Annotated in this window: 13 protein-coding genes; 10 read left to right on the top strand and 3 right to left on the bottom strand. The window is 73.3% G+C overall.

Features of this window, described 5'->3' with window-relative positions:
- Nucleotides 1-142: 142 nt before the first annotated feature.
- On the bottom strand, nucleotides 143-658 hold the full coding sequence (locus ACIGXM_RS23985) for a hypothetical protein (protein WP_396564103.1): 516 nt from the start codon (nucleotides 656-658) through the stop codon (nucleotides 143-145).
- A gap of 172 nt (nucleotides 659-830) precedes the next feature.
- Between ACIGXM_RS23985 and ACIGXM_RS23980 the strand changes: the two genes are divergently transcribed.
- The 6 genes from ACIGXM_RS23980 to ACIGXM_RS23955 all read left to right on the top strand — a co-directional run bounded on the left by ACIGXM_RS23980 (nucleotide 831) and on the right by ACIGXM_RS23955 (nucleotide 8,817).
- Entirely contained in the window at nucleotides 831-2,114 is a 1,284-nt protein-coding gene (locus tag ACIGXM_RS23980) for a histidine kinase (RefSeq protein ID WP_396564101.1), read from the top strand.
- On the top strand, nucleotides 2,102-2,746 hold the full coding sequence (locus ACIGXM_RS23975) for a response regulator (protein ID WP_396564099.1): 645 nt from the start codon (nucleotides 2,102-2,104) through the stop codon (nucleotides 2,744-2,746). Before ACIGXM_RS23980 ends, ACIGXM_RS23975 begins: the two co-directional genes overlap by 13 nt.
- A 6-nt stretch (nucleotides 2,747-2,752) precedes the next feature.
- On the top strand, nucleotides 2,753-3,547 hold the full coding sequence (locus tag ACIGXM_RS23970) for a DUF4097 family beta strand repeat-containing protein (protein ID WP_396564097.1): 795 nt from the start codon (nucleotides 2,753-2,755) through the stop codon (nucleotides 3,545-3,547).
- Between the two features lie 111 nt (nucleotides 3,548-3,658).
- Nucleotides 3,659-4,891, top strand: a complete 1,233-nt coding sequence (gene dusB / locus ACIGXM_RS23965; RefSeq protein ID WP_396564095.1) for a tRNA dihydrouridine synthase DusB — start codon at nucleotides 3,659-3,661, stop codon at nucleotides 4,889-4,891.
- Nucleotides 4,892-5,456: 565 nt separating this feature from the next.
- The gene (ppdK, locus tag ACIGXM_RS23960) at nucleotides 5,457-8,165 is read left to right on the top strand and encodes a pyruvate, phosphate dikinase (RefSeq protein WP_396564093.1); all 2,709 of its coding nucleotides are present in this window, start codon (nucleotides 5,457-5,459) and stop codon (nucleotides 8,163-8,165) included.
- A gap of 205 nt (nucleotides 8,166-8,370) precedes the next feature.
- Complete coding sequence (locus tag ACIGXM_RS23955) at nucleotides 8,371-8,817, top strand: ribonuclease domain-containing protein (RefSeq protein ID WP_396564091.1); 447 nt, start codon at nucleotides 8,371-8,373, stop codon at nucleotides 8,815-8,817.
- Between the two features lie 33 nt (nucleotides 8,818-8,850).
- Here the strand turns inward: ACIGXM_RS23955 and ACIGXM_RS23950 are convergent, their stop codons facing one another.
- Nucleotides 8,851-9,837 carry a hypothetical protein gene (locus ACIGXM_RS23950; RefSeq protein WP_396564089.1) on the bottom strand — a complete coding sequence of 329 codons (987 nt, stop codon included), beginning with the start codon at nucleotides 9,835-9,837 and terminating at the stop codon, nucleotides 8,851-8,853.
- Between the two features lie 150 nt (nucleotides 9,838-9,987).
- Nucleotides 9,988-10,731, bottom strand: coding sequence for a GNAT family N-acetyltransferase (locus ACIGXM_RS23945; protein WP_396564087.1), 744 nt, complete (start codon nucleotides 10,729-10,731; stop codon nucleotides 9,988-9,990).
- A 715-nt stretch (nucleotides 10,732-11,446) separates the two neighbouring features.
- Between ACIGXM_RS23945 and ACIGXM_RS23940 the strand changes: the two genes are divergently transcribed.
- The 4 genes from ACIGXM_RS23940 to ACIGXM_RS23925 all read left to right on the top strand — a co-directional run bounded on the left by ACIGXM_RS23940 (nucleotide 11,447) and on the right by ACIGXM_RS23925 (nucleotide 16,228).
- On the top strand, nucleotides 11,447-12,403 hold the full coding sequence (locus ACIGXM_RS23940) for a PAC2 family protein (RefSeq protein ID WP_396564085.1): 957 nt from the start codon (nucleotides 11,447-11,449) through the stop codon (nucleotides 12,401-12,403).
- Nucleotides 12,404-12,533: 130 nt separating this feature from the next.
- Nucleotides 12,534-13,469 (top strand): SGNH/GDSL hydrolase family protein, encoded by a 936-nt coding sequence (locus ACIGXM_RS23935; RefSeq protein ID WP_396564083.1) that lies wholly within the window; start codon nucleotides 12,534-12,536, stop codon nucleotides 13,467-13,469.
- Between the two features lie 158 nt (nucleotides 13,470-13,627).
- Complete coding sequence (locus ACIGXM_RS23930) at nucleotides 13,628-14,848, top strand: beta-ketoacyl-[acyl-carrier-protein] synthase family protein (RefSeq protein ID WP_396564081.1); 1,221 nt, start codon at nucleotides 13,628-13,630, stop codon at nucleotides 14,846-14,848.
- A gap of 60 nt (nucleotides 14,849-14,908) precedes the next feature.
- Nucleotides 14,909-16,228, top strand: a complete 1,320-nt coding sequence (locus ACIGXM_RS23925; RefSeq protein WP_396564079.1) for a deoxyguanosinetriphosphate triphosphohydrolase — start codon at nucleotides 14,909-14,911, stop codon at nucleotides 16,226-16,228.
- Nucleotides 16,229-16,237: the final 9 nt, after the last annotated feature.

Below are 16,237 nucleotides of genomic sequence, written 5' to 3'. Positions count from 1 at the left end.
GCTCGACTCGATCACCGTCACCCTCCCCTCGCCCACTGCCGCCCCCGGCCTCGATCACCGAGCCCTGACCGCCCGCTCTCGACCGCCGGCCCCGATCACCGCTCCCCGGGAACCGCCGGGCCCGGTGGCGCCGCGCTGCTGCTCAGCCCACCCGGGCCGGGCGCAGCCGCTCGGTCGTCCCTTCGGGGTGCCGGACCAGGACCCCGGCCACCCGGCCCGGTACCCAGGCGAGCCAGAACTCCCCGGCGACCGTGACGACATCGGCCGGTGGCTGGACCTCGCGCAGTTTCGCGATGGCGAACAGCACCTGGGGTGCCGAACCGTCCGCCCTCAGGCGGCCCCAGGCGAACCCGCTGCCGCCGCCCTCACCGAGGGACTGCCGGGCCCCGCGCAGCAGCTCGCCGGTGAGCGAGGAGCCGACCAGGACGTCAAGCAACTGGTCGTGCTCGTATATCTCCAGCGCCGACCGGCCGTTGCGCCGCGGTGTCGTCCGCACCGACCACGGACCCTTGGCCGGCCATGCCAGCGTGTCGATCCCGCCGGGCTCGTCGGCCAGCTCCCGGACCGCGTTGCCGGAGCGCACCAGCCCGCCCTCCCCCTGCTCGCCGCCAGGCTGCTGCGCCTCGGCCACCTCGACCACCCCGTCCGTCTCGTTCACTGGCCGGATCCCCCGTTCATCCCGGTTCTCCCGCTGACGGAATCAAGAATCGCGGCCCCGGGACCGGAAGTCCTTGTCGCTCACTTCCGTCTTTGGGGTGTACCTAGGTACACCCCAAGCGGGCACCCAGGTGCAATGTCAGGGCCAGGGAGCGAGTCCTAAGCTGAGCGGCATGATCAGCATCAGCGGGCTGCGCCGAGGGCGCGACAGTGGCGGCGGCAGCGCGTCGGGCGGCGCGGCCGCCGCCGCGCCCGGCCATGCCGATCCGCTGGCCTGGGCCGCCGCGGCCTGGCGGGACGCCGTGCTGGTCGCCGCCGGGGCGCCGTTCGCGGTGCCGGTGGTGCTGATGCTGACCCAGGCCAACGCGATCGGGCCGATGTTCACGCTCCTCGCGCTCCTGCCGGCCGTGCTGACGGTCGGCCAGCGCAGCCGGTTCCGGGTGCTCGGTGGGCTGGACATCCCCCGCCGGCCGGTCCTCCCACCGGGGACGAGGTGGACCCCGCTCGCCTGGCTGCGCGCCGAGGCGACCTGGCGCCAGTTCGCCTACCACTGGGTGGTCGGACCGCTGCTGGCGACCGCGGGGGTGCTCACCCTGTTCGGCTGGGGTGCCGGGGTGGTGCTGGCCACCGTCTTCGGCTGGGCCTGGCTGATGCCGCACGGCAGTCCGGTCCGTGGCGACGGCTGGACGACGCTGGACACCTGGGTCACCGCGCTCGGTCTGCTGTTGCTGGTCATCGCCCCCTGGGCGATCAGCCGGATCGCCCGCGGCGACCGGCGGGCCGCCGCCGCGCTGCTCGGCCCGAACCGGGCGCGGGAGTTGGAGCGCCGGGTCGAGGACCTCGCCGAGAGCCGGGCCGGCGTGGTGGACGCCGCCGACGCCGAGCGCCGCCGGATCGAGCGTGATCTGCACGATGGTGCCCAGCAGCGGTTGGTCTCGCTGGCGATGAACCTCGGGCTGGCCCGGAAGACCCTGAAGGACGTCCCGCCCGACGCGATGCAGGTCATCATCGAGGCGCACGAGGAGGCGCAGGCCGCCATCGTGGAGCTGCGCGACCTGGTCCGCGGCCTGCATCCGGTGGTGTTGGAGGACCGGGGGCTGGACGCGGCGCTCTCCGGGATCGCGGCCCGAGCCCCGCTGCCCGTCCGGCTGGACGTCGATCTGCCACGCCGCGTGGAGCCGACGGTCGAGGCGGTCGCCTACTTCGTGGTCTCGGAGGCGCTGGCCAACGTGGCCAAGCACGCCCGGGCTGCCAAGGCGGATGTCTCGGTTCGCCTCCAAGGGCCGCGGCTGCGGATATCCATCACCGACGACGGGGTGGGCGGCGCCGATCCCGCCAAGGGAACCGGACTCGTCGGGTTGCGAAAACGCGCGGCCTCGGTCGACGGGACCCTTGCCATAACCAGCCCCCTCGGGGGCCCCACCACCATCACTGTGGAGTTGCCGTGCGTGCTGTGATCGCTGAGGACTCGGTCCTGCTCAGGGTCGGCCTGGTCAAGGTCCTGGAGGCGGTCGGCTACGAGGTGGCGGCGGCGGTGGGTGACGCCGAGGCACTGCTCACCGCGGTCGAGGAGCACCGGCCGCAGGTCGTCGTGGTGGACGTCCGGATGCCCCCGGGCTTCACCGACGAGGGGGTCCGCGCCGCACTGGTGATCCGCCGCGAGTGGCCCGAGGTTGCCGTCCTGCTGCTCTCCCAGTACGTGGAGGAGCGCTACGCGGCCGATCTGCTCGCCTCCAACACCAGCGGGGTGGGCTACCTGCTCAAGGAGCGGGTGGCCAACGTCGACGACTTCGTGGAGGCGCTGCAGCGAGTGGCGGCCGGCGGCACGGCCCTGGACCCGGAGGTCGTGGCGCAGTTGCTGGTCCGTGGCCGTCGCGATCCGCTGGAGCGGCTGACCCCGCGCGAGCGGGACGTGCTGGGCCTGATGGCGCAGGGCCACTCCAACGCGGCCATCGCGGAACACCTGGTGGTGAGCGACAGCGCGGTGGCGAAGCACATCAACAGCATCTTCACCAAGCTTGAGCTGCCCGCGGCGGACGCCACCCACCGGCGGGTGCTGGCGGTGCTCCGGTTCCTGGGCGAGGGGTAGCGCGCCATGCTGTCACCGCAGTTGGAGCAGCGAGTCTGGCGGCCGGCCGGCCTGGTGCTCGCCGTGCTGGTGATCCTGATCGGCGCGGGCCAGGCATGGGGCGCGCTCACCGAACAGACCGAGAGCGAGCCCACCCAGGTCCTTGGCCCGATCAGCGCCCTCGACCTCGACCTGGACGATGCCTCGGCCCGGATCAGTCCCGGGGCGGAGGGCCAGGTCGGGATACAGCAGAACCTGGACTGGACCTTCCGCCGACCGGTTGTCGAGCAGACGCTGATCGGCCGGCTGCTCCGGATCAAGGTCCGCTGCCCGAGCATCCTCGGAGTCGGTGAACCCACGTGCTCGGTGGCACTGAGCATCAACGTCCCGCGCGCGACGGCGGTGACGGTCCGGCTGAGTTCGGGCTCGGCCAAGGTCAGCGGGCTGAGCGGCGAGCTCAGCCTGCGCAGTTCCTCCGGCAGCATCGAGCTGGACGGGGACTCCGGCCGGATCTCCGCCCACAGCACCAGCGGGCAGATCCAGGGACAGGGGCTGACCTCCCAGGACGTGGAGACCACACTGACCTCCGGGCAGCTCAGCCTCGGGTTCACCGCGCCACCGGCCCGGGTCGCCGTCAGCGCCACCTCGGGCGAGGCCGACCTGACCGTGCCCCCCGGGAGCACCTACCGGGTCACCACGCACACCGCGTCGGGGGGCGGGGTCGATCGGGATCCGGGGCTGGACGATCCGCAGTCCAGCAGGAGTATCACGGTGTCCACCACCTCCGGGCACGCGAGCCTGGCCTACTCGTCGACCGGCTGACGGGCCCCTGCGGATCGAGCCCGCAGGCAGCGCCAGCGGGGGTCGGTGGGCGGTGGGGGACAATGGAGAGTCCCGTCCGCCCACCGTGCACCTGCTGAGGATCCGCCGCGCATGACCACCACGCCTGACAGTGCCCCGACCACCCCTGCGGCGAGCGTCCCCCCGGCCGTGGCGGCGGACATCCCCGCGCCGGCCGTCCCCGCGCCCGGCGAGTTCGCGCCGCTCGCCATCGGCCCGCTGGAGGTCTGGCCCCCGGTGGTGCTCGCGCCGATGGCGGGGATCACCAACGCCCCCTTCCGCACCCTCTGCCGGGAGCAGAGCGGCGGCAAGGGGCTGTACGTCAGCGAGATGATCACCACCCGGGCGCTGGTCGAGCGGAACGCCAAGACCATGCAGCTGATTCACTTCGACCCGAGCGAGAAGCCCCGGTCGATCCAGCTCTACGGCGTCGACCCGGCCACCGTCGGCAAGGCCGCCCGCATGATCGCGGACGAGAACCTCGCCGACCACATCGACCTGAACTTCGGCTGCCCCGTCCCCAAGGTGACCCGCAAGGGCGGTGGCTCCGCGCTGCCCTACAAGCGCAACCTGCTGCGGGACATCCTGCGCGAGGCGGTGGGCAACGCCGGGAGCCTCCCGGTCACCATGAAGATGCGCAAGGGCATCGACGACGACCACCTCACCTACCTGGACGCCGGCCGGATCGGCGCCGAGGAGGGGGTGTCCGCCATCGCCCTGCACGGTCGCACCGCCGCCCAGCACTACGGGGGCACCGCTGACTGGTCCGCCATCGCCCGGTTGCGCGAGGCCGTCCCGGCCGAGGTCCCGGTACTGGGCAACGGCGACATCTGGTCGGCCGACGACGCCCTGCGGATGATGCGCGAGACCGGCTGCGACGGCGTGGTGGTCGGTCGCGGCTGCCTGGGCCGCCCGTGGCTCTTCAAGGACCTGGTCGCCATCTTCGAGGGCGACACCGACCACGCCCGCCCCACCTTCGCCGACGTCGCCCGCACCATGCTGCGCCACGCCGAGCTGCTCGGGCAGTGGATGGGTGACGAGAGCCGCGGCGTCGTGGACTTCCGCAAGCACGTCGCCTGGTACACCAAGGGCTTCTCGGTCGGCTCGGAACTGCGGGTCAAGCTGGCGATGGCCGGTTCGCTGGCCGAACTGGCCGAGCTGCTCGGCCAGGTGGGGCAGGAGCAGGGCTGGCCGGCCGGCGCGGACGGTCCGCGCGGCCGGACCAGTGGCAACGGCCGGGTGGTCCTGCCCGAAGGCTGGTTGGACGATCCGTACGACTGCGCCCTGCCGAGCGTTGACGCCGAACTGGACACCTCGGGCGGCTGACCCCTGACGTAGAGGCAAAATTCGCTGCGCGCCCGGTCCGGACGTCACGGCCCAGCCCTCTTGGCCATACTGGCCAAGAGGGCTCCCTTTTGGAGAATATCCACCACGGAGCGTAGGATATCCGGCGCGTTCCGCGACGGATCGATGAGTTCTAGTACGTACCATGGGCAGACCGTGGCCGTGACCCTCACCACATCGGGCCACCCCGGAAGGGGTGTCGGGAGCGCGAAAGAGGCCGTGGTGTCCAAATCGCTTCCCGAACGGGTGTCGGAGCGGATCGGACCTCTTGACTGCAGGAAATCAAGCCGAGGCAACGGCCTGCCGTGCGAGCCACTACCCTCTGTCGGCTCCGGTTGATCTTCCTGGGCCATTGCTTTCAAGACTTGAACGATCGCTAGCGTCAGCCGGACGATTTCATCAACAGAGGTGAACACCTTCACGGGCATTTGATCTCGTGGGTCACCGCTGGCAATCGGCCTCGGACGGCCTATCGACAGCGCGGAAGTGCCTTCGAAATGGGTATGTTCTCCGGCGTCAGGGCAACCCCGTGCGAGGAGACCGACCCGTGGCGGCGACGCAGAAGTTTGTTTACTCCTTCACCGAAGGAAACAAGGACCTCAAGGACCTGCTCGGCGGCAAAGGTGCCAACCTCGCCGAGATGACCAACCTCGGGCTCCCGGTCCCTCCGGGGTTCACCCTCACCACCGAAGCCTGCAAGGTCTTCCTGGAGACCGGCGCCGAGCCGGCCTCGCTGCACAACGAGGTCAGCGAGCACCTGGCCGCGCTGGAACAGCAGATGGGCAAGCGGCTGGGCCAGCCGGACAACCCGCTGCTGGTCTCGGTCCGCTCCGGTGCCAAGTTCTCGATGCCCGGCATGATGGACACCGTCCTCAACATCGGCCTGTCCGACGCCTCGGTGGCCGGGCTCGCCGCGCAGTCCGGCAACGAGCGGTTCGCCTGGGACTCCTACCGCCGGCTGGTCCAGATGTTCGGCAAGACCGTGCTGGGCGTCGAGGGCGAGCTGTTCGAGGAGGCCCTCGACGAGGCCAAGCGCGCCAAGGGCAGCACCAACGACCTCGACCTGGACGCCGCCGACCTGCGCGCCCTGGTCGGGACCTTCAAGGCGATCGTGCTGCGCGAGACCGGCCGGGAGTTCCCGCAGGACCCGCGCGAGCAGATGGACCTGGCGATCCACGCCGTCTTCCACTCCTGGAACGGCGACCGGGCCCGCCTCTACCGCCGCCAGGAGCGCATTCCCAACGACCTGGGCACCGCGGTCAACATCTGCAGCATGGTCTTCGGCAACCTCGGCGAGGACTCCGGCACCGGCGTCGCCTTCACCCGCGACCCCTCCACCGGCGCGGTCGGCGTCTACGGCGACTACCTCTCCAACGCCCAGGGCGAGGACGTCGTCGCCGGCATCCGCAACACCCTCCCGCTGGCCGACCTGGAGCAGCTGGACAAGAAGTCGTACGACGAGCTGATGGCGATCATGCACAAGCTCGAACTGCACTACCGCGACCTGTGCGACATCGAGTTCACCATCGAGCGCGGCAAGCTCTGGATGCTGCAGACCCGGATCGGCAAGCGCACCGCCGCGGCCGCCTTCCGGATCGCCGTCCAGCTGGTCGACCAGGGTCTGATCGACCTGGACGAGGCGCTGCACCGGGTGACCGGCGGTCAGCTCTCCCAGCTGATGTTCCCGCGGTTCGCCCCCGACACCAGCTCCAAGCAGATCGCCTGGGGCCTCGCCGCCTCGCCCGGCGCCGCGATCGGCAAGGTGGTCTTCGACTCCTACACCGCCGTCAAGTGGTCCCGCTCCGGCGAGAAGGTCATCCTGGTGCGCCGCGAGACCAACCCGGACGACCTGGACGGCATGATCGCCGCCGAGGGCATCCTGACCTCGCGCGGCGGCAAGACCTCGCACGCCGCCGTGGTCGCCCGTGGCATGGGCAAGACCTGTGTCTGCGGCGCCGAGGAGCTGGAGGTCGACACCAAGCGCCGCCGGATGACCACCGCCGACGGGCAGGTCATCGAGGAGGGCGACGTCGTCTCGATCGACGGCGCGACCGGCAAGGTCTACCTGGGCGAGGTCCCGGTGCTGCCCTCCCCGGTGGTGGAGTACTTCGAGGGCACCCTGCACGCCGGCGCGGACGTCCAGGGCGGTCTGGTGCAGGCCGTGCACCGGCTGATGTCGCACGCCGACGTGCGCCGCCGGCTCGCCGTGCGGGCCAACGCCGACAACGCCGAGGACGCCAACCGCGCCCGCCGCTACGGCGCCCAGGGCATCGGCCTGTGCCGCACCGAGCACATGTTCCTCGGCGAGGAGCGCCGCAAGGAGGTCGAGCACCTGATCCTGGCGGACAACGACAAGGACCGCGAGCAGGCCCTCTCCACCCTCCTCCCGCTGCAGAAGGGCGACTTCGTCGAGCTCTTCCAGTCGATGGACGGGCTGCCGGTGACGGTGCGCCTGCTCGACCCGCCCCTGCACGAGTTCCTGCCCGACATCACCGAGCTGTCGGTCCGGGTCGCCCTCGCCGAGGCCCGCAAGGACCCGAACGAGAACGACCTGCGGCTGCTCCAGGCCGTCCACAAGCTGCACGAGCAGAACCCGATGCTGGGTCTGCGCGGCGTCCGGCTCGGCCTGGTGATCCCCGGCCTGTTCGGCATGCAGGTCCGGGCGATCGCGGAGGCCGCCGCCGAGCGCAAGCTGGCCGGCGGTGACCCGCGGCCCGAGGTGATGATCCCGCTGGTCGGCACCGTGCAGGAGCTGGAGATCGTCCGCGACGAGTGCGAGCGAGTGCTGGCCGAGGTGGCCAAGTCCACCGGCGTCACGCTGGACATCAAGCTCGGTACGATGATCGAACTGCCGCGCGCCGCCGTGACGGCCGGTCAGATCGCCGAGGCCGCCGAGTTCTTCTCCTTCGGGACGAACGACCTCACCCAGACGGTCTGGGGCTTCTCCCGCGACGACGTGGAGGCCAGCTTCTTCACCGCCTACCTGGAGAAGGGCATCTTCGGGGTGTCCCCGTTCGAGACCATCGACCGCGACGGCGTCGGCTCGCTGGTCAAGCACGCGGTGGAGGCCGGCCGGGCGACCCGCCCCGACCTCAAGCTCGGGGTCTGCGGCGAGCACGGCGGCGACCCGGACTCGGTGCACTTCTTCCACGAGGCGGGCCTGGACTACGTGTCCTGCTCGCCCTTCCGGATCCCGGTGGCGCGGCTGGAGGCCGGCCGGGCCGCCCTCGAGACTGCGGGCAGCGACTCTCGCTGACCGCGACCCCTCCAGCGGGGAGGGGCGTACGGCGGAGCTCGGCGCAGGAGGGCCGCCGTACGTACAGCAGCCGGGGCGGGAAAGGACAATGGCGTCCGTTCCCGCCCCGGAGGCGTTTCCCGGGGCGCCCGCGGGGGCTGCGCCATCCGGGTGGGCCCGGCCGGCTCGCCGACGCCGGGCCGGGGGCGCCCGGCAAGCTGGCCTCATGACCAGTCGCGCCCGTCTGATCGTCGTCGCCGTCCTGCTCGCCGTCGCCGTCGCCGCGGCCGCGCGCTACGCGTTGACCGACGGGCAGCATCCGACACCGACGGCCGGCTCCCCGGTCACCAGCGCGCGACCGGTGGCCTCCCGGGCACCCGGCAGCCCGGCCCGCGCCGACGTCTGCCGCAGCAAGCTGCCCAGTCAGGCCCGCGACACCCTGGTGCTGATCGCCCGCGGTGGCCCGTACCCCTACCGGTCGGACGGCGTGGTCTTCGAGAACCGCGAGGGCCGGCTGCCCCGGCAGCGCAGCGGCTACTACCACGAGTACACGGTGCGGACCCCGGGCTCGGCCGACCGGGGGACCCGGCGGGTGGTCACCGGCGGTGCGGGCGAGGAGTACTGGACCGCGGACCACTACGGCACCTTCCAGGAGATCGACGACCGCTGCTGAGCCGCGCGACCCCGCCGGCCCGATCCGGCCGGGTCAGCAGGCCCGCTGCCAGCTGACCCGGTGGTAGGGGCCGTGCGGGCCGGAGGCCAGCAGCGTCCGCAGCTCGTGCAGCACCGGAGCCGGGTCCCGGCGCAGCTGTGCCGGGGTGGCCCGGACCACCGGCAACCGGGCCACCTGCAGCCGGTTGCCCCGGGTGAGCGTCCACTCGTGGTCCGCGGGCCGCAGGTGCCAGGCGCGGGAGTCGACCTCCAGCGCCACGCAGGCGTCCGGCCAGAACGCGTCGGGCACCGCGAGGAACTGACCGTCCAGCAGCAGCACCGGGTTCCACAGCGGCTCCGGCAGTCCGCCGGCTCGCAACACCTCGCGCGCCTCGGCCTCGGCGATCGAGTACACCCCGGTGGTCAGCTCGTCCGCCACCTGCCGGACGTGTGGCAACGAGGCCGTCGCCGGCGAGCCGCCGAGCAGTTTGCCGAGCAGTTCGGCGCGCTCGCAGTGCCGCCCCTGCACCGCCTCGGCGCAGAGCGCGCGGAACCGCCGGTCGCCGGTCAGCACCGGGGCCAGGTCGGCCAGCGCGCGCCCCACCTCGACGCTCCACAGCCCGTCGTCGCGCTGGAAGCCGGCCGGCATCCCGGGGCTGCGGTGCACCCGGACGAAGTCGCGGCTGGCCACCCGGCGGCAGCCCGGGATCAGCACGTCGACCATCTCCAGATCCGCCGGGTGCCCGGCGCTCGCCAGCCCGACGTCGGCCAGCACCGCCATGCCGGTCAGCAGCACCGCGCCCGGGTGCGGCCGCTGGCCCTTGGGCGCGGCGTAGCTGAGTGCGGCACGCAGGCGTTGGTGCGGTGTCAGGCGCCCGTTCTGCAGGCAGATCACCCGCGGCAGCACCCGCTGCCAGGGTCCGCCCGGCCGCAGCCGGTGCGCGATGGTGCCGGACGGAACGCCGTGCTCGATCAGCTGGGCACGGGTGACGATGTGCTGCTGCTCGGCGCCGAGCAGTCGCAGGGAGTTGAGCGCGGTCATGGGGGAGGGGTGCCCGGCAGGACGGTAGGTATGCGAAATATCCCCCGCAGGTGGCTAACCCCGATCGCGGTTGACTCCGCGGCCGCGGCACACCCGGTGCGGGCTCGGACGGTGGAGGCCGGGCCCGCTGCCGGCAGGGCCGGGATCAGATCAGGCCGGGATCAGGGAACCGGCGTGTCTGACACACTCCTGGTCGAGTTCGCGGCCCATGCCGCGGGCGATCCGGCGGTCCGGAGCGCTCGGCGAGGTGGCCGCGGCGATCCGCAGCTCGATGATGTCGCGGACGGCCGGCCACTCCTCGGCGAGGATCGAGTAGAACGCCGTGCCCCGCACCACCCCGTCCAGCCCCCGGCTGTGCGCCCGCCGGACACCCTCGGAGGTGGCGCCGAGCCGCTCGATAGCCGCGCGCGAGCGCAGGTTGCGGGCGTCGGCCCGGAGCGAGATCCGCTGCACGCCCCAGACCTCGAAGGCGTGGCGCAGCATCAGCAGCTTGGCCTCGGTGTTGATGCCGGTGCCCTGGGCGTGCGCGGAGAGCCAGGTGCGGCCGATCTCCGCGGCGTCCGGGGTGGCGGTCGCCGGGTCGCCGATCGGGCCCTGGGGCAGCGGCGGCCAGACCACCGGGCCCTGCCAGTAGTCGAGCTCCAGGAACCGGGTCGAGCCGACCACCAGGCCGTCCGAGGCCCGCACGGTGGCGAAGACCAGCGAGCGGCCGGCCGCCTGGTCGGCCTGCGCGGTGGCGATGAACTCGCGGGCGCCCGACAGCCCCTGCGGGACGGCCGTGAACGCGTACGAGCTGCGATCCTCGGCGGCGGCCGCGGCCAGCGCCTCGGTGTGCTGCTCTGTCAGGGGCTCCAGCCGGACGGTGCGGCCGGTCAGGGTAACGGGTGCTGGCACGGAACCTTCGGTCCTTCGGCGATCGGAGGGCCCTGACGTCCGGGGTACGGACGGTCGGGAGGACAGGTCGCCCCGTCCCCTGCCGTTCCCCGGTCCCGGGTACGCCGGGGCGGGTCGTACCAGGGGGAGGGGGCGGCCCGGGAGGCGGGCAACGCGGTGCCGGCGCGGGCATGGTTCACATGGACCGATCCGGCGGGACGTGCGAGGGGACAGTGTGCGTCCGCGAGATGGCCGAGAGAGGAAGGAGAGCGCGAAGGAAGCAGGCGGCCAGATGAAGGCAAGGTGACATTCAGGTGGCTGGCCGTACATGGATCGGGACCGCGGCCCACGGCGTGACAGACGACGTGGCGGCGACGCGATGATGCGAGGCAGCGAGAGGACGATACCTGCCTTGGCCCCGCACGTCACTTCGCGGCGCGCCGGGTGCTGTCGCGAGCTGGCGGCGGCCTGGCCGCCGGAACGTCCGGACCGCCTCTGACCAGGGGTTCTCCGTCGGTTGCCGGTTGCGGGATGAGATGATTCCGACACCGTCCGGATGGCGTCGGCGGGTCGCCCACCGGCCGCGCGGCCGGTGGGGGTGCACGCCGGACGGGTGAGCGGGGGAATGTCCGCGACTCGCGGCATGCTGCACTGGGCGAGGGTTCGCCGCGGTCGGCTGCGGTCGGGCGGCCCCGGCCAGGAGTAGGACCGACGACGAGAAACGGTTGGGTGCGCGGTGCGTGATCCCGAGGCGCTGTACGAGCTGGAGCCGAAGGGCGTGGCGGCGGTGGCCGCGGCGACCGCCGCGGCGACCTCCGTCCAGGGCGGGCCGGAGACCGGCCTGGTCCTGCTGTACCACTTCGAGGGCTTCATGGACGCCGGTGAGGCCGGCGGCCAGGTGCTGGCCCACCTGCTCGACCAGGGCAGCCCGGTGGTGGTGGCCCGGTTCGACCACGACCGGCTGGTCGACTACCGCGCCCGCCGCCCGGTGATGACCTTCGATCGGGAGAGCTGGTCGGCGTACGAGCCGCCGGAGATCCTGCTGCGGCTGGTCCACGACGCCACCGGCGCGCCCTTCCTGGTGCTCAGCGGCCCGGAGCCGGACGTCGAGTGGGAGGCCTTCGCGGCGGCGGTCCGCCGGCTGGTGGAGGAGCTGGGGGTGCGCCTCACGGTGGACTTCCACGGCATCCCGATGGGTGTCCCGCACACCCGCCCGGTCGGCCTGACCCCGCACGGCAACCGGATCGACCTGGCGGTCGGCTACCCGCAGTGGTTCGAGCGGGCCGAGGTGCCGGGCAGCGCCCAGGCGCTGGTGGAGTACCGGCTCGCCGAGGCCGGCCACGACGTGCTGGGTTTCGCGGTGCACGTGCCGCACTACGTGGCCCGTTCGGCCTACCCGGCGGCGGCGGTGCTGATCCTGGAGGCGGTCCAGTCGGCGACCGGTCTGGTCCTGCCGGGCCACGAGCTGCGCGACCGGGTCGGCGAGGTGTACGCCGACATCGAGGAGCAGCTCTCGCACGGCGACGGCGAGCTGCGCACGGCGATCCGCGGCATGGAGGGCCAGTACGACGCGGTGGCGGGGGCCGAGACCCGGGAGAGCCTGCTCGCCGCCTCCACCGAGCTGCCCTCGGCCGACGAGTTGGGGCGGCAGTTCGAGCAGTTCCTGGCCGAGCACGAGCGCGGCGCGGAGTAGCCGGCGCGGTGCTCGGGGGCCCGGGAGCGTCCGAACGGGTGGGCCGGGAGTCGTTCCGGCCCACCCGTTCGTTGACCTCCGGGAGGCCCGGGTGGCGGGCCGTCCCACCGCGCGAGTCGGGGGGTGACGCGTGAAACGCCGGGCCAGGGCCGTCGGGTGGCTGGGCGCGGGGCTGCTGCTGGCGGGCTGCTCGACGGCCGACGGGGGCGCTCCCGCCCAGCCGTCCGCCTCGCCGCCGCGCGGCCCGTACGTCGCGCTCGGCGACTCCTACACCGCGGGCCTGCAGGTCCAGCCGCAGGCCGACGGGCCGAAGGGCTGCGGCCGGTCGGCGGTGGACTACCCGGCCCTGGTCGCCCAGGGGCTGGGCATCGGCGGCGCCGACTTCACCGACATGAGCTGCTCCAGCGCGACCACGGCCGACCTGACCGCGCCCCAGCAGCTGGACGGCGGCAGCAACCCGGCCCAACTGGGCGCGTTGAACGCCCGGACCAGGCTGGTCACGCTCGGGATCGGCGGCAACGACGCGGACTTCACCACGGTGGTCACCCGTTGCGTCGAGAAGGGGCTGACCCAGGGCGTGCTGGCCAAGCTCGACCTGGTGAAGGCCCAGGACTCGCCGTGCCGCGCCTCCTACACGGCGGCGGACGGTACGGACCGGCTCGACGCCCAACTCGCGACGGTCGGGGACAAGGTGGCCGGTGTGCTCCAGGAGGCCCGGCGGCGGGCCCCGCAGGCCCGGGTCCTCCTGGTCGGCTACCCCACCCTGCTGCCCGCCGACCCGGCCGGCTGCCTGCCGGTGCTCGGACGCACCGTGCCGCCGGCCGACCTGGGCTACCTCGCCGCGAAGGAGCAGCGGCTCAACGGCGTGCTGCGGGACGAGGCTCGGGCCGCCGGGGCGACCTTCGTTGACACCTACACGCCCTCCACCGGGCACGACATGTGCGCGGGGCAGGCGGAGCGCTGGGTGGAGCCGCCCTTTCCGGCGGCCGGTCGGGCGCCGCTGCACCCCAACGCGGCCGGCGAGCAGGCGATGGCGCAGGCGGTGCTGGCCGCGATCCGGGGCTGACCATGCTGTGGAGATCCTCCAATAAACGCCGTGCGGAGTCCGTGTCGCACGGCATCTGACGCGCCGTGAACCCCTTGGCAGAGTAGTGGCTGTCCGGGCACACCGACCACGTCGAACCGGCATCGGCTGTGTGCCCTATCCACAAACAAGGGGGCGAAATGACAGTTGGACAGACTCGAGCGGTGGTGACCGGGCTCGGTGCCACCACCCCGCTGGGCGGGGACGTGCCGTCGACCTGGGCGGCGATGCTGGCGGGGGAGTCCGGGATCCGGACGATCGAGGAGGACTGGGCGGCCGGGCTGCCCGCCCGGATCGCGGGCCGGCTGAGGGTCGAGCCGACCGAGGTGCTGGACCGGGTCCAGGCCCGGCGGCTGGACCGCTGCGAGCAGGTGGCCATCGTCGCGGCCCGGGAGGCCTGGGCGGACGCCGGGCGGCCCGAGGTCGAGCCGGAGCGGCTCGCGGTGGTGATCGGCACCGGGACCGGTGGTGTGCTGACCACGCTCGCCCAGGACGACGTCCTGGAGTCCGCCGGCCCGCGCCGGGTCTCCCCGTACACCGTGCCGATGCTGATGCCGAACGGGCCGGCCGCCTGGGTCAGCATCGAACTCGGTGCCCGCGGCGGGGCGCACACCCCGGTCAGCGCCTGCGCCTCCGGCGCCGAGGCGATCGCGCTGGGCCTCGACCTGATCCGGCTGGGCCGGGCCGACGTGGTGGTGGCGGGCGGCGCGGAGGCGTGCGTCCACCCGCTGCCGCTGGCCGGGTTCGCCCAGGCCAAGGTGCTCTCCACGCGCAACGACGAGCCGCGGCGGGCGTCCCGCCCGTTCGACCGGCACCGGGACGGCCTGGTGGTCGGCGAGGGAGCGGCCGTGCTGGTGCTGGAACGGGCCGAGTTCGCCGCGGCCCGACGGGCGCGCGGTCACGCGGTGCTGGCCGGCGCCGGGATCACCGCCGACGCGCACCACATCACGGCGGCCCACCCGCAGGGCCAGCTCCGCGCGATGCGGCTGGCGCTGGCCGCGGCGGGCCTCGACCCGCTGGACGTCGGGCACGTCAACGCCCACGCCACCTCGACGCCGCTGGGTGACCTCACCGAGGCCGGCTCGATCGCCGAGGCGATCGGCGTCCACCCGGCCGTCACCGCGACCAAGTCGATGACCGGGCACCTCTTCGGCGCCGCCGGGGCGCTCGGCGCGCTGGCGACCGTGCTGGCGCTGCGCGACCGGGTCATCCCGGCCACGCTCAACCTCGACGAGCCGGATCCGGAGGTGAAGCTGGACGTGGTGGCGGGCGAGCCGCGCGCGGCGGCCCCGCACGCGGCGCTGGCCAACGCCTTCGGCTTCGGCGGCCACAACGCCTCGCTGGTGTTCACCGTCGGGTAAACACGGGTTCGAGTGCCGCTCCAGCCGGCCGTCACCCCCACGGCGTACGGTGGCCTGTATATGGACGCCACCTCGTACTCGACCGACCCGATGACGACCGACGAGATGCCCGCGGCGGACCACGCGCAGGCCCGCTGGGTCCCCGAACCCGACAAACGGCCCGGCCGGACGGCGTTCCAGCGCGACCGGGCCCGGGTCCTGCACTCCGCCGCGCTGCGCCGGCTGGCCGGGACCACCCAGGTGGTCGCCCCGATGCGCAGCGACTTCCCGCGCACCCGGCTCACCCACTCGCTCGAATGCGCCCAGGTGGGCCGGGAGCTGGGGGCGGCGCTGGGCTGTGACCCGGACCTGGTGGAGACCGCCTGCCTGGCGCACGACATCGGCCACCCACCGTTCGGCCACACCGGTGAGTCCGCGCTCGACCAGGCCGCCGAGGCCTGCGGCGGCTTCGAGGGCAACGCCCAGTCGCTGCGCATCCTGACCCGGCTGGAGCCCAAGCGCTTCGCCCCGGCGGGCGCGGAGCGGACCCGGCTCGGTCCGCGCCCCGGCAGCAGCGTGGGGCTCAACCTGACCCGCGCCGCGCTGGACGCCGCCACCAAGTACCCGTGGGCCCGCGGCGGCCACCCGACCGACCCGCACTCGCCCAAGTTCGGCGTCTACGCCGACGACCTGCCGGTCTTCCACTGGCTGCGGGCCGGCGCCCCGCTCGGCCGGCGGTGCTTCGAGGCGACCGTGATGGACTGGTCCGACGACGTCGCCTACTCCACCCACGACGTCGAGGACGGCCTGCAGGCCGGCCACATCGACCCGGCCGCGCTGCACGGCGCCGAGGAACGGGCCGAGCTCTTCAAGATCGCCGAGCGGTACGCCGGGGACGCCGGGCCGGAGGAGCTCGGCGAGGCGCTGGACCGGCTGCTGGCCGAGGAGTGGTGGCCGCGCGGGTACGACGGATCGGCACGCGCCCGGGCCGGCCTGAAGGACCTCACCAGCCAGCTGATCGGCCGTTTCTGCCTGGCCGCCGAGCAGGCCACCCGGGCCCGCTACGGCCCGGGCCGGCTGAGCCGGTACGCCGCCGAGCTGGTGGTCCCGCGGGAGGTGCGGCTGGAGTGCGCGGTGCTCAAGGCGGTGGCCGTGCGTTACGTCATGCAGCGCGACGAGCAGGCGCAGCTGCGGGCCCGGCAGCGGATCGTGATCGCCGAGTTGGCCGAGCTGCTCGGGCGGGACGCACCGGCCGGCCTGGACCCGGTCTTCGCCGCGCAGTACCGGGAGGCCGAGGACGACCGGGCGGCGTTGCGCGCGGTGATCGACCAGATCGCCACCCTGACCGACGCCTCGGCGCTGGCCCTGCACGCTCGACTGAGCGCCGGCGGAAAGCCGTAGACTTCCGGG

The sequence above is a fragment of the Kitasatospora sp. NPDC052896 genome, from assembly GCF_044547075.1.
In the GTDB taxonomy this organism is placed as follows: domain Bacteria; phylum Actinomycetota; class Actinomycetes; order Streptomycetales; family Streptomycetaceae; genus Kitasatospora.
The sequence above is the reverse complement of the archived record's forward strand: the minus strand, read 5'-3'. Positions and strand labels throughout refer to the sequence as shown.